This window comes from Nocardia neocaledoniensis (assembly GCF_003182135.1).
Lineage (GTDB): Bacteria > Actinomycetota > Actinomycetes > Mycobacteriales > Mycobacteriaceae > Nocardia > Nocardia neocaledoniensis.
This window is the reverse complement of sequence record NZ_QGTL01000006.1, coordinates 167608-187881: the sequence shown is the minus strand read 5'-3', so window position 1 is coordinate 187881 and position 20274 is coordinate 167608. Positions and strand designations below refer to the sequence as shown.

The following is a 20274-nucleotide window of genomic DNA, read 5'->3' as shown; positions in this document are numbered from 1 at the left end:
GTGACCGGCCGGGGGCGGGCAGGCCCTCGAGGATGACGAAGCCGTCGCGATCGACGATCGTGCGAAGCTGAGGCTGTCAGTCCGTCTTGGTCATCACGTGCTTGATGCGGGTGTACTCCTCGAGCGCGTAGATCGACATGTCCTTGCCGTATCCGGACTGCTTGAACCCACCGTGGGGCATCTCCGAGAGGACGGGCATGTGGTCGTTCACCCAGACGCAGCCGAAGTCGAGGTCGCGTGCCGCGCGTGCCGCGTGGTTGAGGTTCTGTGTCCAGATCGACGACGCCAGGCCGAACTCCACGTCGTTCGCCCACTCGAAGGCCTGGTCGATATCGGCCGCACGCTGCACGGTGACGACGGGGCCGAACTGCTCCGTCTGCACGAGTACGTCCGCCTGGCTCGGGTTCGCCACCACCGTGGGCTCCAGGAAGAAGCCGCCGCCGGGCAGGGCCTTGCCCCCGGTCACGAGGGTGCCGTCGGTCTTGGCGAGGACGTCGAGGATGGACTGCCGGTGCGCGGCCGAGATGACGGGACCCATGTCGATGTCGCCGTCGGTATGGGGATCGCCGACCCGGATCGCCTCGACCGCGGGGACCAGCGCCTCGAGCAGCCGGTCGTAGATTCCCGGGGTGGCGATCACCCGACACGCCGCGGTGCAGTCCTGGCCGCTGTTGGCGAACCCGGCGGTGGCGATGCCCGCGACGACCGCGTCCAGATCGGCATCGTCGAGGACGATGACCGGCGCCTTGCCACCCAGCTCGAGATGCGTTCGCGTGAGGTGGGCCGCGGCCACCTCGGCGATGTGCCGCCCGGTGCTGGTGTCGCCGGTCAGCGAGACCAGGCCGATGCGGCGATCGGTGACCAGGGTGTCACCGATGTCGGCCGCCGACCCCGACAGCACGTTGAACACACCGGCCGGGAAGATGTCCTGCGCGAGCGCGGCGACGTAGAGGGCGGTCAGTGGGGTCTGCCGGGAGGGCTTGAGGATGCTGCAGTTCCCGGCCGCCAGGGCCGGACCGATCTTCCAGGTCGCCATGAGCAGCGGGTAGTTCCACGGTGCGATGCCCGCGACGATGCCGATCGGCTCGCGGCGCACGTAGGACTCGTAGCCGCGCAGGTACTCACCGCCGGCGCGGCCCTCCATCGTCCGCGCCGCACCCGCGAAGAATCGCAGGTTGTCCACCGCGAAGGGCACCTCGTCGCGGGCGACCGGGAGGGGTTTGCCGACGTTGCGGGACTCCAGCACCGCGATCTGCTCGGCGTGTTCTTCGATCTTGGACGCCAGGGCCAGGAGCATCTCGGCACGTTCGCCCGGGGTGGTGCGCCGGAACGAGCGGAACGCCTGCTCGGCAGCGGTCACGGCCGCTTCGACGTCCTCCTGTCCGCTGGCGGGAACGTGGGCCAGAACCGCACCGGTCGCGGGTTCGAGGACGTCGAGCAGCCGTCCGGATGCGGCGTCGACGAGTTCGCCGTTGACGAGGTTCTTCGCGCTGTAGTCATTGGGGTCGAGCATGGTGATCTCCTTGTGTCGTTCGCGGTGGGTCAGGCGGAGGGATGGATGCTGCGCGGTCGAGGAGTCACACCGGGGCCGCCTCGGCCAGCAGGGTGCCCTTCGAGGCGATCCGCGCGACCGGGAGGTCGCCCATGGAGAGGAATCCGGGAGCAGCGTCGACGACCGCGGTCGCGACGTTCACCGCGGCCGCGATCGTGCTCACGAACGACTCGAAGCCGACGGGTGAGGACAGCTCGATCACCTGGTCGGTCCCCTCGATGCGGTAGTCGTCGCCCGCGCTCACCGGGTCGCTGCCGTCGAAGAAGCCGAACATGATCTCGAGGTCGATCACCGTTCGACCGCCCAGCGTGCCGCGCGCGGCGTGGGTGACGGCGGCGATCCGGCCCGGCTCGACGACGACGTGGTCGCCGGTCCGGACGGTGTCGCTGACGATCGCGGGGGAGACCTGGCCGACGACGATCTCGTCGAGCGACCAGCCGAGACCGGCGGCGAGCGCGCTGATGGCCTGCTCGAAGCCGTAGTGGCCGACCACCGCTCCGGAGGCCTGCGCCTCGTCGAACTGCGCGGGCGTGAGCCCGAGGCCGAACTTGGACAGGATCGCGCCGTAGCGCGACATGTTGGTCCGGCGGCGGATGACTACCCGCTCCACCCGCTGGGTGAGTGTCGTCAGCAGGAGCGGGAGGGTGTCCATCAGGACGCCGGGGTTCGCGCCCGTACCGACGACGGTGACGCCGTTGGCCTTCGCGACCTGGTCCAGGCGTCGTGCGAGATGCGGGTGGCTGGACCACGGGTAGGACAATTCTTCGCAGATGCTCATCACGTTGTAGGACCGTTCGAGCAACGGCACGAGGGTGTCGACGACCAGGTTCAGGTCCGAGGTCGTTGCCACGACGGCCAGGTCGGCCGCGGGAAGGCGGGAGGGTTCGTCGATGACGGTGACGCCGCTCGCGCCGAGGCCGGCGAGGGTTCCGAGGTCGGCGTCTGCGACGGCGGGATTGCGGTCGGCTGCGCCGACGATCCGCACGTCGGTGCGCCGCAGCAGGGATTCGGCCATGGCGAGCCCGGTGGCGCCGAGGCCGACCATGACGATGGTGTGCGTCAAAGATCTTGTCCTTCAGTGAGATTGGGTTGCCGGTCGGCGAAGGCTATTCCTGGGTTCCCGCGGTCGGTCGCAGTCGCCCGACCACGGGGCCGAGGACGAGGGCGCCGAGAAGCAGCGCGATGATGGCGACGGAGACGCTCTGCTCGGCTCCCGCGAGAAGGTCGAGATTGAGCAGCATCGCCGCCAGGATCACGAGCAGTCCGCCGAGGCCGAGCAGGGGTGCGACCAGGGTCCGCAAGGCCGAGGTTTCGTGGGGCTCGCGGCGGAAGTAGACCAGCACGGCCGAGCACGTCAGCACCAGCAGGATCACGTAGCCGACCGAGCCGAGCCCTGAAGTCCAGGTGTAGAGCTGACTCATCGGATCGAGGCCGATCGCGACGGCGAGCGCCACGACCACGACCACCGCCGCCGCCACCGCGAGCGATCCGCGGTGCGGCGAATTGTGTTCCGGGTGAACCGCCGCCAGGCGGCGCGGGAGCAGCTCACGCGACGACAGCGAGAGGGTGTACCGGGACAGGATGTTGTGCCAGGTCAGCGCCGCGGCGAAGGTGCTGGTGACGAACAGGGGCACGATCAGGTCCGCGCCGACCCGGCCGAGGTACTGCAGCGCGACCGAGGACAGCAGGCCCTCGGGATCGGCGGTGGCGGCAGCGACGACCTGACTGTCACCGATTCCGCTGATCACCGCCCACGAGGTGACCGCGTAGAACAGGCCGACGACGGTCACGGAGACGACGGTCGCCCGGCGCACGGTGCGGACGGGGTCCTTCGCCTCGTCGCGGAACACGGCGGCGGCCTCGATGCCGATGAAGCTGAGGACGGCGAAGATGAGAGCCACGCCGGGCGCGCCGCTGAAGGCGTCCGCGAGGGAGGCGACGCCGTCGGACAGGCCCTCCGGGCCGCCGCCGCGCAGGAGGATCGCGGCGTTCAGTACGACGACGAGGCCGACCTCCGCGACCAGCAGGACGCCGAGCACCTTCCCCGACACCTCGACGTTGCGGTGGCCGAGGAAGGCGATGATCGCCAGCCCGACCGCGGCCCAGACCCACCATGGCATCGAGGGTCCGCCGTACGTGGTCACCAGCGCGTCGGTGCCGATCCCGAGCAGCACGTAGAGCCCGATGTAGATGCACGTGTAGGACAGCACGGCCAGGTAGCCGGTGCCTATTCCGGCCACCCGGCCGAGCCCCGCGTGCACGTAGGAGTAGAAGGCCCCCGCTGACCGGACGAACGGCGTCATGGTGGTGAATCCGAGGACGAAGAGCAAGAGCACGGCGAGCGTCGCGAGGTAGGCCGCCGGGAGTCCCGCCCCGTTGCCGAGCGCCAGTCCGAGTGCCATCGGCCCGCCGACGACGCAGAGCGGTGCCGCGCCCGCGATGATGATGAGCGAGATCGAGAGGACACCGAGCTTGCCGTGCAGGCGGGCCGGACGTTCTGACACAGAGCTCTCGTGGGGCCTGGTGGTCATGTCTTCCTTCATGAGATGGTTCGCCGCGCTGCCGCGGTCAGGGGATCAGCAGCTGGCGCAGCTGGGCACCGCTGGCGAGATCCGACAGCGCCTGCGCCGCCTCGTCGAGCGGCCTGCGGGCGGTGATCAGCTCGTCGAGGAGTAGTTCGCCGCTCATGTACAGGTCGACGAGCTTCGGGATGTCGAACTGCGGCCGGATGCTGCCGTAGTTGGAACCGAGGATCCGCGCGTCCATCTCGGCGAGCGCGAGCGGCTCGAAGGAGGCCGTGGCGCCCGCGGCCGGGAGTCCGACGACGACCGCGGCACCACCCAGAGCGAGCGCGCGGATCGCGGCCTCGGTGGTGGTCACGTGCCCGATCGCGTCGAAGGCGAAGTCCACGCCGTCGGGCATCAGGTCGCGCAACGCCTCGACCGCGTCCGCACCGTCGAGGCCGATCGCGTCGGTCGCGCCGAAGGTCTTCGCGAGTGCGGCCCGTTCGGGGGAGAGATCGACGGCGACGATGCGCTCCGCGCCCTGCAGGCGGGCGCCCTGGACGATGTTGAGTCCGACTCCGCCGCAGCCGATCACCGCGACGGTGGCTCCGGCCGTCACCTCGGCCGTGTTGACGACAGCGCCGACGCCGGTGGCGGCGGCGCACCCCACCAGCGCGACGGATTCGAGCGGCGCGTCGTCGCGAATCTTGATCGCGCCGGTCGCGGGGACGACGACCTCCTCGGCCCACGAGGACACTCCGAGATAGTGGTTGACGCGCTGCCCACCACGGCTGAGCCGGCTGGTGCCGTCGAGCAGGCTGCCGGTCGCGTTGATGACCGTCGCGACCTGGTGGCAGCGGGTCTCGCGCCCGGCGAGGCATTCGCGACACTGTCCGCAGTACGGGTTCCACGACAGCACGACGTGGTCGCCCACCGCGAGGTGCGTGACACCCGGGCCGACCTCGGTGATCACACCCGAGCCCTCGTGCCCTGGAACCAGGGGCGCGGGGACCGGCCACTCACCGCGGACGAGATGCAGTTCCGAGTGACACACCCCCGCCGCCGTGACCTGGACGCGGACCTCGTCGCGCGCGGGCGCTGCGAGGTCGATGTCGGTGATTTCGACGGAGGTGTCCTTGTCGGTGAACAACGCGGCGCGCATGACTCGACTCCTTTGCGGGGCAATGTGATCGGCGAAACCGCGACGCTGTCCGTCATGGATCGGCTGCTGAAGCGGTGTGGCGGGGATCTCACTGTGACGGCTCGGTGGGCGGATCTGCCACAGCATGTTTCAGCCATTTACCGGGCGAAGCGGTGCAGGTTGCACTCCGAGCGCACGTCGTCGTGCGGCGCGAGCCGGGAGAGGTGAGATTTCCACCACGGCGCCGCACAAGACGCTGAGATTCGATGTGGTGGGCGCCACACAGGGACCGGCAACCTGAATACCTCACGACTCGTTCGGCACAGGAAGGTAACGAGGGGATGAGCAATACAGCACCCGGTCCGGAGTACTTCGACGTCGTCATCATCGGCGGCGGAATCTCGGGTATCGGCGCCGCGACATACATCACCCGGGAGTTCCCGAACAAGAAGGTGGTGCTCCTCGAGGGGCGCGATTCGATCGGCGGCACGTGGGACCTGTTCAAGTACCCCGGCATCCGCTCCGATTCGGACTTGCACACCTTCGCGTACGAGTTCAAGAGCTGGAAGAACGAGAACGCGATCGCCGACGCCCCGCTGATCCTCGACTACCTCGAGGAGACCGTCGAGGAGTACGGCCTCACCGATCGCGTGCGCCACCGGCACAAGGTGGTCTCGGCCGCCTGGTCGAGCGATGACGCCCACTGGCTGCTCAACGTCGACGTGACGGACGCCGACGGCACCGTGCGCCGTGAGGTCGTCAAGGCCGGGTGGGTGTTCGGCGCCACCGGCTACTACGACTACGAGAAGGGCTTCACCCCGGAGTTCCCGGGCCGCGAGGACTTCACCGGCGACATCATCCATCCGCAGCACTGGCCCGAAGGCTATGACTACTCCGGGAAAAAGGTCGTGGTGATCGGCAGCGGCGCCACCGCGATCACGCTGATCCCGTCGATGTTGCAGGGCGACGGCGCGGCCGCGCACGTCACGATGCTGCAGCGCACGCCGACCTACATCCTGACGCTGCCGCGGGTGGACGCACTGAGTCTGAAGCTCACCCGCCTGCTCGGCGAGCGTGGCGGCTACCTGGCCACCCGGTGGAAGAACATCGTCACCGACTGGACCGTTGTCCAGCTGCTGACCCGGTTCCCGAACGCGTCCCGCCGCTTCATCCGCAGCGTCAACGTCAAGGAGCTGCCCGTCGGCTTCGACGTCGACAAGCACTTCAACCCGCCGTACAACCCGTGGGAACAGCGCCTGTGCCTCGCGCCCGACGGCGACTTCTTCAAGTCCATCCGCGACGGTGGCGCCTCGGTGGTGACCGACCGTATCCGCCGGTTCACCGCCACCGGCATCGAACTCGAGTCCGGCGAGCACCTGGACGCCGACGTCATCGTCACCGCGACCGGGCTGAACCTGCGTCTCTTCGGCGGCATCGACCTCACCGTGGACGGGCGTCCCGTCGACCTGCCGAACACCGTGGTGTACCGCGGCATGATGCTGTCCGGCGTGCCGAACTGGATGAACGCGATCGGCTACACCAAGTCGTCCTGGACGCTCAAGATCGGGCTGCTCGGCAGGAGCATCATCGAGCTGCTGCGCCACATGGACACCCACGGCTACGACACCGCCGTCCCGCACGCACCCGACGGCGTCGGCACCCGCTCCATGCTCGACCTCGAGTCGGGCTACATGCAGCGCGCCAAGAACGACCTGCCGCGCCAGGGCGACGCCATGCCCTGGAAGACGGAAAACGTCTTCCTCGATGACCGGAAGATGTATCGCGGCTCCGTGATCGATGCGCACCTGCGGTTCAGCTCCCGCCTCGAGCGCGAGCTCAGCGGCCGCACCGTCATGGAAGAAGCACGGCCATGATCGTGACCGCGCCCGGACAGGCGCCCGTCGCCCTGAGCGTTGCCGAGCGGGTGCAGCGCGCCGCGTTCACCGCGCTCGGCGGCCTCCCCGGCGGTCTGCTCCGGCGGCTCGCGCCGCGGGTGGTCAACGCCGACGGCGAGGTGATGGCCCCCGAGATCGCGCTACTGCTCAAAGCCACCGCGGGCGCTCCGGACTTCAGTGACGGCACTCCGGAGCAGGCCCGCGCGATCGTCGCGAACGACTCGCGGGTGTTCGCCGACAAGGCGCCCGCGGGCGTGCTCGTGGAGCCGGAGATCGTGATGCCGACCGGTCTGCGCGCGACCATGTACCGGCCGGCGACACCCTCGAAAGCCCTGGTCCTGTTCCTGCACGGCGGAGGTTTCGTCCTGAGCAGCCGACAGGACTACGACGTGCCCGCCCGCTTGATCGCCGACGGTGCGGGCGTCAACGTGCTCTCGGTCGAGTACGGCTTGGCGCCGGAATCCCCGTTCCCCGGCCCCGTCGACGACGCGGTCACCGCGTGGCGGTTCGCCGTCGAGCACTGCGCCCAGTGGGGGATCGATCCCGCACGGATCGTGCTGCTCGGCGACAGCGCGGGCGGCAACCTCTGTGCCGTGCTGGCCGATGTCGTGGCGGGCGAGCAGGTCCGGCCCTTCCTGCAGGTGCTCATGTACCCGGTCGTGGACGCGGTGGGAAACTACGCCTCGCGCAAGGAGTTCGCCGACAACGCGGCACTGTCGGCCAAGCAGATCGACTGGCTGACCGACATGTACCTGCCGGACCGGACAGACGCGGTCGACCCGCGGGTCTCGCCGATCCTCGCCGACGACCTGTCCGGCGCGCCTCCGACCCTGATCACCGTGGCCGGTTTCGACCCCCTCCGGGACGAGGCGCTGGCCTACGCCGCGCGACTCGAGGAGGCAGGCGTCCCGGTGCGTGTCTTCCGGGAGAGCGGCCTCGTCCACGGCTACCTCTCGATGACCCGCATCAGCCCCACGGCCCGCGCAGCGCTCGACCGGGTCACCGGCGCTGTTCGCACCACCCTCGAGGAGTTCTGATGAGCACCACCCGCATGATCCTGGTCCTGCTCGCCGACCTGGCGATGGTCGGGGCCGGCTTCTACTACGGCATCAAGCTGCTGCGCGGCAACCGCAACTTCCTCCTCGGCCTCGAATGGGTCGTGATGGCGGTGTCCGGCGTGAACGTGCTGTATCTCGCCGCGATCAACGTGGACCACGAGAGCCTCAGCTACCACGCCATGGTCTTTTTCGACGCCTTCTCCCGATCGTTCGGTATGACGGTGATCCTCATCCTCGGCTTGATGGCGGTGACGCACCGATACCGCCCGAGCTGGGTGGTGGAGGCCCTGGCGATCGTCGCCGGTATCGCGGTGGGCCTCAACCGCGCCCTCGAACCCCGGGCGGTGGAACCGAGCTGGGCGATCTTCTACCTCGTGATGAACCTGGCCGCCGCACTGTTCGTGTTCGTCTACATGGTGCCGAAGCTGTGGCGCGCGGGCGATCGCGGCAATGCGACGTGGGTGGCGCTCGGTGCCGCGCTCGGCGCCTTCGTGGCCATCATCTACGACTACTTCCCGATCCCCGGCGACGACTCGGACCACACGTTGTTCTACATCATCTCGCTGACGATCTGGGCACTGATGATCGTGACCTTCTCGCGCGGCTACTTCGCACTCGAACGGATCGACACGCAGACCGACGAGCGCACGTCGGCCCGGGAAGGCATCAGCGCGCGAGAGACAACGGCTTGATCAGTTCGCCGGTCGGCCCGCGACAGGCTGTGCACCCAGCGCACGCGCAGGACAGCTCGCCGCGGGCCGAAATCTTCCCGACGCGAAGGCCGTTCCAGGGAGCCTGGAACCGCACGCCCGACCAGGCATCAGCGCTGACCGCCGACGGTGTGCACGCCGTCGCCGACAGCAGCGTGGTTGGTCGGCCGGTGTCGGTCGGGAAGGTGCTCGCCCAGACCGACCCTCTGCTGAATCCGCTTCGCCCACTGGGGCGCCCACCAGCAGTCGTCGCCGAGCAGCTTCATGATCGCGGGGACGAGCAGCATGCGCAGGACCGTCGCGTCGATGATCAGCGCCGCGATCATGCCGTAGGCGATGTACTGCATCATCACCAGATCGGAGAACGCGAACGCGCCCGTCACGACGAGCAGGATGAGCGCGGCCGCGGTGATGATGCGCCCCGTCTGGGCGGTGCCCGTGCGGATCGCCTCTGTCGTCGTGGCCCCGTGGGCGCGCGCCTCGACCATGCGGGAGACCAGGAAGATCTCGTAATCGGTGGACAGTCCGTAGATCACCGCGATGATCAGCATGAGGACCGGTGCGCTGATCGGCTGTGGCGTGAAGTTCAGTACGCCGGCGCCGTGACCATCGATGAAGATCCAGGTCAGGATGCCGAGCGTGGCACCGAGTCCGAGGGCGTTCATCAGCGCCGCCTTGATCGGCAGGACCAGTGAGCCGAAGGTGAGGAACATCAGCACGGTGGTGACCAGCAGGACCAGCGCGATCATCAGGGGCATCCGGTCGAGCAGGCTGTCGATGCTGTCGGCCATGATCGCGGGCTGGCCCGCGACATACATCCGCACCCCGTCGGGCACGTCGATCGCGCGCAGGTAGTCGATGGTCGGCTCGGCGTTGCCGGTCGGATCGACCAGGGTGGCCGAGGTGCGGTACACCGCAGGATCATTGGAGCCGGTGTTGCTCGGCACACCGAACTGGCCGACGAGCCCCGGCGCCTGGTTGGCCTGTTTCCAGGCCGCGCCGATGGCGGTGGTGTCCTCGCCGACGAAGACCAGCTGGATCGGGTCGGTCTTCTTCAGCGGGAACACTTCGTAGAAGTGTTCGAGCGCGAGCCGGGTGCTGTTGTCGGGTGGCAGGTACTTCTCGTTGATGCCGCCGAAGGCGAGGTTCCTGATCGGGATGATCAGCAACAACAGTCCGACGACGACCGCCACGGCGACCTGCAGGGGGCGCCGCATCACCCACCGGGGGAGCCTGCCCCAGAAGCTGTTCTCGATCTCCTCGGCGGACTTGGTCCTGCGGAAGCGTTTGCTGCCGAGCATGTCCACCCGCGGCCCGAGCACAGCCAGCATCGCGGGCAGGATCGTCACCGCGGTCAGCGCGGCGAGCGACACGGTCGCGATGGTGCCGTAGGCGACCGAGCGCAGAAAACCCTGGGGGAACAGCAGGATGCCGCCGAGGCTGGCGACGATCATCGTCGCGGAGGAGACGACGGCGCGACCGGCCGTCGTCACCGTGCGCCGAACCGCTGTGTGCGTGTCGTGGCCGTTGGCCAGTTCTTCGCGGAACCGGCTGACGATGAACAGCGCGAAGTCGATGGCCAGGCCGAGACCGATCATCGAGACCACAGCGGAGACGAACGAGTTGACCTCGGTGACATTCGTGATGGCCATGACGATGCCGTTGGCGCCCACGATGGTGAGCCCGCCGATGATCAACGGGAGCAGTGCGGCGACGACGCCACCGAAGACGAAGAACAGCAGGACCGCGACCGCGGGAATGGCCAGCAGTTCCATCCGGTGGACATCGGTGGCGATGGTGTCGTTGAGCGTGCCGCCGACCGCTTGCAGCCCGGAGACTTCCACGTCGACACCGTCGATGTGGAAGGCGTCGCTCACCGACCGGTAGCTGCGCAGCAGGTCGGTGTCGTTGTCGCCGACGAGCGCCACCGACGCGAACGCGTGCTTCTTGTCGGCCGATCCGAACACCGACGGCACCGCGGGCGCGTCGCCCACTCGCCAGTAGGCGCCGTTGATCTTGTCGATCTGGTCAGGGTGTTCGGCCAGTGCCCGGTTCAGGCTGTCGACGACCGTGCCGCTGAATGCCGGATCATCGATCGTCTTCCCGTCGGGAGCGTTGTACAGCACGATGACATCGGCGGTGTGGTCGCGCCCGAACGCCTGATCCGCGATCCGCGAGCCCTGCGAGGATTCGGAGCCGGGGTCGTCCCACCCGCTGGAGGTGAGGTGATCGGACAATCCGAGCCCGTACCCGCCCAGTCCCAGCAGTGCGGCACCGACGACCGCGATGACGACGAAACGACAGCGACCGACCAGATCGCCCCAACGGTTGAACACACCGACTCCTCTTCCTCCTGCGCCACCGACGCTCCCAGGCAAACCTGAGGATCAGCTGGCAAAGCTCGGCGTCAGCGGCGGTATCGGCGTGTGATTCGGAGCGCAGTGCCACCGCCGTCGTGTCGGCGATCGCCCGGCGGGGGAGCGCCGACACGACGGTGATGGGGGTGCGGGTGTCAGGAATCGAGACCGAGGTGGTCGGCGAGGTCCGCGTAATCGACCTGCCACAGGCCGGGGGAGCCGGTCGGGTACTGGGAGCGGAAGCCGAGGAGCCGCTGCACGCGCGGCGAGAGCGTCTTGGCGACTTCCGGGTCGACCAGGAACGGGTAGGCCTCCTCCGGGGTGAGGAAGCCCGGGTTGAAGGTGAAGGCGACGCCGCGCCGGTATTCGTCGGCCGTCTTGTTGGCGCCGCCACCGTGGACCACCTTGCCGCTGATGACGAGCGCGTCACCCGCGTTCATCACCGCCGGGATCGTCGCCTCCGGGGTGCCGGTGTCCTCGAAGCTCTCCCAGTGGTTGCTGCCCGGGATCACCCGGGTCGCGCCGTTCTCCTCGGTGAAATCGGTGAACGCGATCAGGAAGTTGATCGTCACCTCGGGGCCCTGCGGCCCCATTCCGATGAAGGGGTACCAGTTGCCGAGATCGCGGTGCAGCATCTGCGCGGCGTTGCCCGGGCCGATCTCGATGACCTGGGCGGTGGTCATCCAGTAGGTGCCCGACTCCTCCAGGAACACCGCGTCGCAGAGCCCGTGCACGAGGTCGTGTTCGATGATCTCGTTGCGGAAGGTCGGGCTGTGGGTGACGAGGTTGGTGAGCCGCTTGGTGTTGCTGCCGTGGAACGCGGCGACGATCTCGTTCTCATGGGTCGAACCGGGCCGCAGGGCCTGCAGCGGCGCCTCGACGTCGGTGTTGAACCGGTCGATCTGATCCTTGGTCAGAAAATTCTTGATGATCGCGCCGCCGTCGCGCTGGATGATCGCGAGAAGGTCGGCGACCGGCGTATCGGCAGGCACGGATTCCAGGGCTCGGGTGGGCTGGACAGCGGTCATGGTTTCGACTCCGTTCAGGAAGATTCGGGTGGTTTGTTCGCGAAGCCGGGCGGCGGGTGCCGCCCGGCGGACCGGTGTCAGCCGAGGCTGAACGGCTGGCCCCACAGCGTCACCCAGCTGGTGACGCGCTCGGTGACGATCTCGACGCTGACGAAGGCGCGGGCCTGGGCGTATCCGCCGCAGCCGGACAGGCCGATGGTCTGGTCGGACCAGGTCACCGATCCGCTGCCACCGGAGAACACGTTGTAGGCCTTGTGCGACTCGTTGCCGAAGTCGTCGGCCTTCTCCCGGTCGAGGATGTAGAACGACTGGGCCTGTCCGGGACCGAGGGACAGCTCACCGCTCGTACTGGCACCGGCACTGGCGTTGCCCTCCCAATCCGAGGCGCCTTCCACCCCGCCGCCGACACCGCCGCCGGCGATGTTCACCTGGCAGCCGACGACGTAGCCGGGCAGGACCAAGCCGCCGGCTTCGGCGCCGGTGCCGGCGAGTTCGACCTGCGCGGTCCCGGAGACCCACGCGTTGCGATGCACCGGCGTCGAGCCGAGGGAGGGGTTGATATTCGCCGATTCCCCGGTCAGCCGGACGGTCACGACGGTGCCGTCGGACAGGGTCTCGACGAGCTCACCGCCGGGCAGCGGGACGAAGGTGTCGGCGGTCGCGGCGGGTGTGGCGGCCAGGCCGAGCGCGAGTGCGGCGACCGCGCCGACGCCCAGGCGGGCGAGATACTGACGGTTGAACATCGAATTCACCTTGGTGGTTTGAGGTTTCGCGAGGGCGAAGCGAGGGGCGGACGGCTGGTTCAGCCGATGCTGAACGGGGCGCCGTAGAGCGAGGTCTTGGAGTAGTGGTCGCCGATGATCTCGACCACGGTGTAGGCGCGGGCCTGCGCGTAGCCCGCGCAGCCCTGGATCTCGATCTCGGCGTCGCGGTACTCCACCGAGTACACCCCCGGTTCGAGGATGTCCTTGTAGTCGATCTGCACGAACTTCACCTCGCCGGGACCGAGGTTGACCCCGATCGATCCGCCCGCGCTCACCCCGCCGGTGGAGAAGCCACCGGACACCCCGGCGCCGATCGCGTCGTCGGCGATGCTCACCTGGCAGCCGACGATGTAGCCGGTGTTCAGCTGGGAGGCGCCGTGCGTCGAAGAGTTGTTGCTGCCCGGCCTGCCGGTCGGGCCGTTGGTCGGGCCCACCTCACCTTCCGGCGTGACGGCGACGTCGGCACTGGCCCGGCCGGAGACCCACACCACCCGGCCCGCGCCGTTGGCCGCCATCGACGGCGAGACCAGGGCGTGTTCGCCGGTGCGGGTGAGCGTGATGCCCGGACCCGACTTGGTGCCGTCCGGCAGCGGCACGAAAGCGTCGGCGCCGACGGGTGCCGCGGCCGCGACGGCGCAGGACACCGCGGCGATACCGGCCACGGCCAGCGCCGTGGTCGAGCGGGTCCCTGCCCTACGAGAACTCATGATGATCCGAATCTCCTTTGATTCTGTTGCTGATTTCGGGTACGCCGCATCGACCGCTCGAATGTCGGAATGCTTCGAGCGGCGAAAGACGAAGGGGTTGTCCGGCCGCGCCGCTACGCCGGGCGCGCGGGGACCCGCTGGAGAACTCGCTCGAGGAGCGCGGCGGTCTCCTCGATGTCGGCGAGCGTGTGGGCGGTACTGACGAAGATCTTTCCGGACGGCATGAAGACGGCGCCGGATTCGACCATGCCCGCGGTGATCTCGGCCCAGAGCCCGTCCGTGCCGTGCAGACTCGTCTGCTGATCGTGCGGCGCGAACTGCAACAGCGACCCGACCCGCCGGAGACCGGCCGGTGCGCCCGCTGCGGTCAACACGTCGGTGATCGCCGTCTCGAAGGCGGCGCCCAGCTCGTCCAGCTTCGCGAACACGCCCGGCTCGGCGGACAGCTCCATCGCGGCCTGCACCGCCGCGAGCGCGACCGGATTGCCGTTGAAGGTGCCGGCGTGGGTGAGGCCGTCGTCGACGAGATCGATGATGTCGGCGCGTCCGACGACCGCGCTCTGGGTGAACCCGCCCGCGATCGCCTTGCCGAACACCGAGAGGTCGGGGCGGACGCCGAACTTCTCGGCGGCGCCACCGCGCGCGATCCGGAAGCCGGCGATGACCTCGTCGAAGATCAGCACGACGCCGTGCTTGTCGCACAGCTCGCGGATCGTCTCGAGAAAGCCGGGCGCCGGGTTCGTCACGCCCGCGTTGCTCATGATCGGGTCGATGAGCACCGCGGCGATCTGCCGTTCCTCGGCGGCGGCGAGGATCTCCGCGATGGCCGCGGTGTCGTTGAACCGGCTGATGATCAGGTCGGCGTGGGCATGCGGGCTCTGCCCGCGACCGGCGGGGACGGCCGCCTCACCCGTGTCGTCGGCCGCCATGCTCGCGTACACGCTGTCGTGCCAGCCGTGGTAGGCCTTCGCGAACTTGACGACGCGGTGACGGCCGGTCGCGGCGCGGGCGAACTTCAACGCGACCTGCACGGCCTCGGTCCCGGTATTGGTCCACACCAGCCGCTGCGCGCCCGGGACCGAGGCGAGGACCGCCTCCGCGGCCTCGTACTCGAGGCGATGCCCCATGCCGACGACCTGCATCGAGGTGATCACCCGCGTCACCGCGTCGAGGATGTGCGGGTGGCTGTGGCCGTGGACCAGCGGCCCCCAGGCCATGACGTAGTCCACGTAGCGGTCGCCGTCGAGGTCCCACACATACGCTCCGCTGCTTCGCTCCACGAAGAGGGGGACCGGCCGCATCGTGGCCCGCAGGCCGGAGCTGACGCCACCGCCCAGGCTGCGCCGGGTGCGTTCGAATGCGGTGACGGAGGAATCGATTCCCAATGGTTTTCCTTGTTCGAGGTGACAGAGGTACCGGTCGCTCCTCAGAGCTGCAGGTAGTCGCCGAGCTCGGTGTAGTCCACCTGCCAGAGGCCGGGCGAACCGGTGGGGTACTGGGAACGGAAGCCGAGCAGGCGCTGCACCCGGGGGGAGAGTTGCTTGGCGATCGCCATGTCGACGAGGAACGGATACGCCTCCTCGCCGGTGAGGAAGCCCGGGTTCAGCGCGAAGGCGACGGCACGGCGGTACTGGTCGGTGGTGACGTTCGCGCCGCCGCCGTGGACGGTCTTGCCGCTGAAGACGAGCACGTCGCCGGCCCGCATGAGCGCGGGAACGGTGGCCTCGGGCGTGCCGCGATCCTCGAAGTCGGCCCAGTGGTTGCTGCCGGGGATGACCCGGGTGGCGCCGTTCTCCTCGGTGAAGTCGGTGAACGCGATCAGGAAGTTGATGGTCACCTCGGGACCCTGCGGGCCCATTCCGATGAACGGGAACCAGTTCTCCAGGTCGCGGTGCAGGATCTGCGCCTTGTTGCCCGGGCCGATCTCGATGACCTGCGCGGTGGTCATCCAGTAGGTGCCGGACTCCTCGAGGAAGGTGGCGTCACAGAGCTGGTGCACCAGGTCCTTGTCGAGGATCTCCTCGCGGAAGGTCTTGCTGTGGGTCACCAGGTTCGTCAGCCGCTTGGTGTTGCTGCCGTGGAAGTCGGCGACGATCTCGTTCTCGTGGGTCGAGCCGGGCGCGAGCGCGGTCAGCGGCGCATCGATCTCGCTGTTGAACCGCGCGATCTGGTCCTGCGACAGGAAGTTCTCGATGATCACGCCGCCGTCTTCGGCCACGATGGCGAGGATTTCGGCGAGGGGGGTCGAGTCCGTCACCGACCGCAGGGTGGCTTTCACTGGCGCGTTCATGAGCTCCTCATTTCGGTAAACCAAGTGTTTGAATCAAATGATCTGATCGAGTGATTCGATTGTGTGACGGAAGACACGATGTGTCAAGGGTTGGCCGGGAATCACCGCGCCCTGCCCTTCGCGGCGAGGGATCGAACGGGCAGGTCGAGCATCGTGCGAAGGCCGGGCGTCAGTGTCGCGGCTTCGTCGACCACGTTGCAGGCGACGGCGACCGTCGCGGGCGCGCTGGCGAAGCCGCCGGGGGCGCCGACGGTGATGTCGCCGTCGGGTGTCCGCAGCGTCCACCGATCGCCGAGCTCGACCGCGTCCAGTTCCGGGCGGAACCCGAAGTGGATACTCAGGTCCACGACGACATCGTCACGGTACGAACCGCGCGCGCCATGGGTGATCCCGGCGACCGTGCCCGCCGCGATGCGCGCGTGCGGTCCCACCCGTTCCCGTTCGGCGAGCACGGCGATCTCCGGTGTGCCGACCTCGACGGCGTCCAGTTCGAGGCCGAGCGCCCAGGACAGCGCGCCGATCGATTCGGCGAAACCGAAGTGCCCTGGCAGGCGCCGCTCGGTCACCGCGGCGGTGAATTCCGCAGGGGTGAGCCCGAAGCCGAACTTGTGCAGGATTCCGCCGTAGGAGGCCATCTCGGCGGTGCGCCGCACGACCACGCCCTCGACGGTCGGCGCGAGCGAGGACAGCACGGTGGGGACGACGTCCATGAGCATCCCCGGATTCGCGCCGGTGCCGAGTACCACGATTCCGTGCCGCCGGGCCATCTCGTCGATCCGGTGGCTGAGTTCGGGTTGCTCACGCCACGGGAAGCCGAGTTCCTCGCAGATGGACACGACGTGTACTCCACTCGCCGCCAGCTCCGCCACGATCGGCTCGAGCTCGGCGAGCAGCGAGGTGGTGGCCACCAGCGCGGTGCGGGAGCCCGCCGCGGCGCCGAGGTCACCGGCGACGGAGACTCCCACAGGGCCGAGGCCCAGCAACTCGCCCAGATCTCGGCCGGCGAGGGCGGGGTCGCGGTCCACGGCGGCGGTCACGCTCGCGCGGTCGCGGGCAAGGAGGGTTCGGGCAGCTTCCCTGCCCACGGCGCCGAGTCCGACGATGGCGATTCCGGTTCGGCTCATTCTGCTCATTTCCTTCACTGGGGGTGCGCTCGGGCGCGGAGGTATCGCTGACGGGGTGTGCGAGCGCGGTCAGACGCCGAAGTGCTTGCGCAGGTGGAGTGCCGCGTCGGAGGCGGCGAGGGCGGCCTTGCCGATCGTGGTGACCTCGGTGAAGAAGCCGTGCAACACGCCGTCGTAGCGGCGGATCTCGATCTCGGCGCCTGCGCGCGCGGCGACGGCGGCGAAATGCTCGTAGTCCGACCGCAGGACATCCACCTCGGCGGAAATCACCAGGGTCGGCGGCAGGGCGTGGAGGGTGGGTGACAGGAGCGGGACGGCGCGCGGATCCTGATCCGCTCCGGTGTCCGCGGCGTAGTTCGACCAGAACCACATCGCATCGGCTTTGCACAGGACCGGCGCGTCCTCGAAAGCCTCCCAGGACGGGCCGGAGTGGGTGTTCGACGTCGCGGGATAGGCCAGCACGAGCGCGCTCGGCGCGGGCTGGTGCGTCGCGGCCAGGCTGGTGCAGATCGACAGCGCGAGATTCCCGCCCGCGCTGTCGCCGGCCAGTGCGATGCGAGACGGGTCGATCCCCAGCGAAGCCGCCTCGCGCTGGACCCACTCGTAGGTCCGGAGGCAATCGTCCGCGGCGGCGGGAAAGACGTGTTCGGGCGCGCGCCGGTATTCGACCGACACCACGACGCAGTCCGCCTCGAGGCTGAGCGTTCTGCAGAGTTCGTCGACGCCGGCCAGTGTCCCGACGACGAAGCCGCCGCCGTGGATGTAGATCAGCGCGGGCAGGTCTCGTGCGGCGGAGGGGCGGTAGCAGCGCACCCGGAGCGGCCCGGCCGGGCTGTCGATGGTCCGCTCCTCGGCGCTGTGCACAGGTCGCGTCGGGGTCGCGTCGGCCTCGGTGGAATCGAAGAGGGATCGCACGCCGTCCACGCCGTACCGGGAGTAGGGGGGAGCGGGCGCGTGGTCGAGCAACGCGTGGGCGAACGCCCGCTCGTCGGCGTCGAGCATGTCGATCATGGCGGCTACGGACAGGCCCATCCGATACTCCTCAGCTCTTGACAAATCAGTTGATTAGATCACATGATTCTGTCACACGATCTCGCTAGAAGTGAGCACCATCTCAATGGAGAGAGGCGGATATGCCCGAATCAGCAAGCCACGCGGTCACCGGTGAAGTGGCGGTGACCGGCGGCCCGACACCGATGGTTCTGTCGGTGGCACGGCGGTTGCGCGAGGCGATCGCCCACGGTGCGACGTTCACCGCGAACGACGAACCACGAACTGTTCGCCTCTCGTCGACGACCGACGCGCAGCAGGCCTTCCTGACCTTCGTCGGCGCGCAGATCGCCGTCGCCGCCCACGGGTCCGAGCCGGACCTCGCCTGGGAGGTGCGGTGGTCCGACCCGGCCCCGGCCGAAATCGATGGCGAGGCGCTCGACGGCTTCGCGAAGGAGGTCCAGGTCCTGCTGTCGGGCCGCGACGTCGACTGGCGCGCGGCGGCGGCGGATTTCTGGGACCGCGTGCACGCGGTGCCCGGTGTGCCAGGCGGCCTCGGCGTCTACTGCTTCGACGAGGACGCCTCCGCCGAGTTCGGTGACCTCACCGGCAACGGCTACCAGCTGCTCGGCACGTCCGCGGCGCTCGCGCGCCTGTTCGGTGGCCGCTCCCTGATCACCGACGAACTCGCCGGTGGCGAGCTCGCGGTCGACGGCTCTGTCTCCAGTTTCTCGGCGCTGTTCGGCGCCAACCTCAAGGTGGTGTTCGGTGAAGTCTGACAAGTTCGGTGACCTGGCCGCCGTGTCGAGCGTGCGGCTCGAGGCGACCAATCACGACGGTGTGCTGATCGGCAAGACGCTGTCGCCGGCGAAGTATCGCTCGTGTCGCGACAAGGGCGTCGCGGTGCCCGATCTGGTTCTCGGCCTCGACCTCGGCAACAATTCGTCGCTCGGTTACGACCACCCGCACTGGCGGCGAAACGGCCTGATCACCGATATCGAACTGCGGCCCGACGAGGACACGTTGATCGAATGGAAGCCCGGGATGGCTTCGGTGATCGGCGACCTCTGGACCCTCCAGGGCGAGCCGGTCGCGGCGGACCCCAGGCAGGCGCTCAAGCGGATCGCGGCCGCGTACGCCGAGCGTGGCCTGAACGTGCTGGCGTGTGTCGAGATCGAGGCGACCGTCTTCCAGGAGTCCATCGATCAGGCACGCGCGCAGCAGTACCAGAACCTCACGCCGCTCGGCGGCAAGAGCGGTGCCGCACTGGTGCACGCGAAGTCGCCGGACCACACGGAGTACATGGAGGCGGTCGTCGCTCGCTTCGACGAGATCGGCCTGCCCTGGGAGGCGTGGTCCGACGAGGCCGCGACCGGTCAGATCGAGTTCAACATCGCCCCGGCCGATCCGGTGACGGCCGCGGACCGGTGGGCGCGCGCCCGGCAGGTCATGCGTGAAGTCGCCTACTCCCTCGGCCGGTCGGTGACCTTCATGTCCAAGTGGTCCGCCGAATACGGGCAGGGTTCCCACCTCAACGTCTCGGTCAGCGACTCCGACGGCAACATCTTCTTCGACGCGTCCGCGCCGCACGAGCCGAGCGAGCGCATGCTGCACTTCCTCGGCGGCGTGATGGCCACGCTCGAGGCGTCGACCAGCTTCGCGCTGCCCACCATCACCTCCTACCGGCGGCTGATGGAACTGGAAGGCCCGCCGACCACGCAGACCTGGGGCATCGCGAACAAGTCGTGCGCCGTGCGCGCGGTGCTGGCAGGCCCGTCCGCCAGCCGGCTGGAGTACCGGCTGCCCGCCTCCGACTCCAACATGTACTCCACGCTCGCCGCGTTCCTGGCCGGTGGCCTGCTCGGGCTCGACGACAAGATGACGCCGCCGCCGCGCTTCGAGCGCATGGCGTGGGCGCTGGCGCCGGGCACCGTCCCCGTGGTCCCGAAGAACCTCTACGACGCCATCTCCGCGCTGGACGCCGACGACCAGCTGCGCCGGTACCTGGGCGACGAATTCGTGAACTACTGGGTCGGCCTTCGCCGTTGGGAATGGCTCGCCTTCCACACCGGAGCCGAACGCACCGACGAGCAGATCTCGGTCTGGGAGTCGCTGCGCTACTTCGAACTCGCATGACCACCATTCACGGAAGGC

At 68.7% G+C, this 20274-nt stretch carries 17 protein-coding genes; 5 read left to right on the top strand and 12 right to left on the bottom strand.

Annotation, left to right across the window (positions count from 1 at the left end; translation table 11 throughout):
• Positions 1-76: 76 nt before the first annotated feature.
• The 4 genes from DFR69_RS18405 to DFR69_RS18390 all read right to left on the bottom strand — a co-directional run bounded on the left by DFR69_RS18405 (position 77) and on the right by DFR69_RS18390 (position 5218).
• On the bottom strand, positions 77-1513 hold the full coding sequence (locus DFR69_RS18405; protein ID WP_110038819.1) for a gamma-aminobutyraldehyde dehydrogenase: 1437 nt from the start codon (positions 1511-1513) through the stop codon (positions 77-79).
• Positions 1514-1577: 64 nt separating this feature from the next.
• Positions 1578-2615 carry a dihydrodipicolinate reductase gene (locus tag DFR69_RS18400; RefSeq protein ID WP_110038818.1) on the bottom strand — a complete coding sequence of 346 codons (1038 nt, stop codon included), beginning with the start codon at positions 2613-2615 and terminating at the stop codon, positions 1578-1580.
• A gap of 43 nt (positions 2616-2658) precedes the next feature.
• Positions 2659-4056, bottom strand: coding sequence for an APC family permease (locus tag DFR69_RS18395; RefSeq protein ID WP_244198336.1), 1398 nt, complete (start codon positions 4054-4056; stop codon positions 2659-2661).
• A gap of 64 nt (positions 4057-4120) precedes the next feature.
• The gene (locus DFR69_RS18390; RefSeq protein WP_110038817.1) at positions 4121-5218 is read right to left on the bottom strand and encodes a Zn-dependent alcohol dehydrogenase; all 1098 of its coding nucleotides are present in this window, start codon (positions 5216-5218) and stop codon (positions 4121-4123) included.
• Positions 5219-5538: 320 nt separating this feature from the next.
• Here DFR69_RS18390 and DFR69_RS18385 point away from each other — a divergent pair, with 320 nt between their 5' ends.
• The 3 genes from DFR69_RS18385 to DFR69_RS18375 are packed head-to-tail and all read left to right on the top strand — an operon-like array spanning position 5539 to position 8842.
• The gene (locus DFR69_RS18385; protein WP_110038816.1) at positions 5539-7071 is read left to right on the top strand and encodes a flavin-containing monooxygenase; all 1533 of its coding nucleotides are present in this window, start codon (positions 5539-5541) and stop codon (positions 7069-7071) included.
• Entirely contained in the window at positions 7068-8129 is a 1062-nt protein-coding gene (locus DFR69_RS18380) for an alpha/beta hydrolase (protein WP_110038815.1), read from the top strand. Before DFR69_RS18385 ends, DFR69_RS18380 begins: the two co-directional genes overlap by 4 nt.
• Positions 8129-8842 (top strand): hypothetical protein, encoded by a 714-nt coding sequence (locus DFR69_RS18375; protein WP_110038814.1) that lies wholly within the window; start codon positions 8129-8131, stop codon positions 8840-8842. The genes DFR69_RS18380 and DFR69_RS18375 overlap by 1 nt, the downstream gene beginning before the upstream one ends.
• A gap of 128 nt (positions 8843-8970) precedes the next feature.
• Here the strand turns inward: DFR69_RS18375 and DFR69_RS18370 are convergent, their stop codons facing one another.
• From DFR69_RS18370 to DFR69_RS18335, 8 genes are all read right to left on the bottom strand, one after another.
• A complete protein-coding gene (locus DFR69_RS18370; RefSeq protein WP_110038813.1) occupies positions 8971-11196 on the bottom strand; it encodes an MMPL family transporter in 2226 nt (741 codons plus the stop codon).
• A 176-nt stretch (positions 11197-11372) separates the two neighbouring features.
• Positions 11373-12245 (bottom strand): phytanoyl-CoA dioxygenase family protein, encoded by an 873-nt coding sequence (locus tag DFR69_RS18365; protein ID WP_110038812.1) that lies wholly within the window; start codon positions 12243-12245, stop codon positions 11373-11375.
• Positions 12246-12322: 77 nt separating this feature from the next.
• Complete coding sequence (locus tag DFR69_RS18360) at positions 12323-12988, bottom strand: MspA family porin (protein WP_110038983.1); 666 nt, start codon at positions 12986-12988, stop codon at positions 12323-12325.
• A gap of 59 nt (positions 12989-13047) precedes the next feature.
• Entirely contained in the window at positions 13048-13716 is a 669-nt protein-coding gene (locus tag DFR69_RS18355) for an MspA family porin (protein ID WP_110038811.1), read from the bottom strand.
• Positions 13717-13829: 113 nt separating this feature from the next.
• Entirely contained in the window at positions 13830-15101 is a 1272-nt protein-coding gene (locus DFR69_RS18350) for an aspartate aminotransferase family protein (protein ID WP_110038810.1), read from the bottom strand.
• 41 nt (positions 15102-15142) lie between these two features.
• On the bottom strand, positions 15143-16006 hold the full coding sequence (locus DFR69_RS18345) for a phytanoyl-CoA dioxygenase family protein (protein ID WP_110038809.1): 864 nt from the start codon (positions 16004-16006) through the stop codon (positions 15143-15145).
• Between the two features lie 101 nt (positions 16007-16107).
• Positions 16108-17130, bottom strand: a complete 1023-nt coding sequence (locus DFR69_RS18340; protein WP_167456314.1) for a dihydrodipicolinate reductase — start codon at positions 17128-17130, stop codon at positions 16108-16110.
• A 69-nt stretch (positions 17131-17199) separates the two neighbouring features.
• Positions 17200-18162, bottom strand: coding sequence for an alpha/beta hydrolase (locus DFR69_RS18335; protein WP_110038807.1), 963 nt, complete (start codon positions 18160-18162; stop codon positions 17200-17202).
• A gap of 101 nt (positions 18163-18263) precedes the next feature.
• On the opposite strand from DFR69_RS18335, the gene DFR69_RS18330 reads away from it, so the two are divergent.
• Both DFR69_RS18330 and DFR69_RS18325 read left to right on the top strand, forming a co-directional pair.
• Entirely contained in the window at positions 18264-18899 is a 636-nt protein-coding gene (locus DFR69_RS18330) for a hypothetical protein (RefSeq protein ID WP_146229314.1), read from the top strand.
• A complete protein-coding gene (locus DFR69_RS18325; protein WP_244198335.1) occupies positions 18889-20256 on the top strand; it encodes a glutamine synthetase family protein in 1368 nt (455 codons plus the stop codon). Before DFR69_RS18330 ends, DFR69_RS18325 begins: the two co-directional genes overlap by 11 nt.
• Positions 20257-20274: the final 18 nt, after the last annotated feature.

Excerpts from the sequence above, each read along its gene's own strand:
- DFR69_RS18405 (WP_110038819.1), bottom strand. The coding sequence starts at position 1,513 with ATGCTCGACCCCAATGACTACAGCGCGAAGAACCTCGTCAACGGCGAA.
- DFR69_RS18390 (WP_110038817.1), bottom strand. The coding sequence starts at position 5,218 with ATGCGCGCCGCGTTGTTCACCGACAAGGACACCTCCGTCGAAATCACC.
- DFR69_RS18385 (WP_110038816.1), top strand. The coding sequence starts at position 5,539 with ATGAGCAATACAGCACCCGGTCCGGAGTACTTCGACGTCGTCATCATC.
- DFR69_RS18380 (WP_110038815.1), top strand. The coding sequence starts at position 7,068 with ATGATCGTGACCGCGCCCGGACAGGCGCCCGTCGCCCTGAGCGTTGCC.
- DFR69_RS18375 (WP_110038814.1), top strand. The coding sequence starts at position 8,129 with ATGAGCACCACCCGCATGATCCTGGTCCTGCTCGCCGACCTGGCGATG.
- DFR69_RS18365 (WP_110038812.1), bottom strand. The coding sequence starts at position 12,245 with ATGACCGCTGTCCAGCCCACCCGAGCCCTGGAATCCGTGCCTGCCGAT.
- DFR69_RS18360 (WP_110038983.1), bottom strand. The coding sequence starts at position 12,988 with ATGTTCAACCGTCAGTATCTCGCCCGCCTGGGCGTCGGCGCGGTCGCC.
- DFR69_RS18355 (WP_110038811.1), bottom strand. The coding sequence starts at position 13,716 with ATGAGTTCTCGTAGGGCAGGGACCCGCTCGACCACGGCGCTGGCCGTG.
- DFR69_RS18345 (WP_110038809.1), bottom strand. The coding sequence starts at position 16,006 with ATGAACGCGCCAGTGAAAGCCACCCTGCGGTCGGTGACGGACTCGACC.
- DFR69_RS18340 (WP_167456314.1), bottom strand. The coding sequence starts at position 17,130 with ATGAGCCGAACCGGAATCGCCATCGTCGGACTCGGCGCCGTGGGCAGG.
- DFR69_RS18335 (WP_110038807.1), bottom strand. The coding sequence starts at position 18,162 with ATGGGCCTGTCCGTAGCCGCCATGATCGACATGCTCGACGCCGACGAG.
- DFR69_RS18330 (WP_146229314.1), top strand. The coding sequence starts at position 18,264 with ATGCCCGAATCAGCAAGCCACGCGGTCACCGGTGAAGTGGCGGTGACC.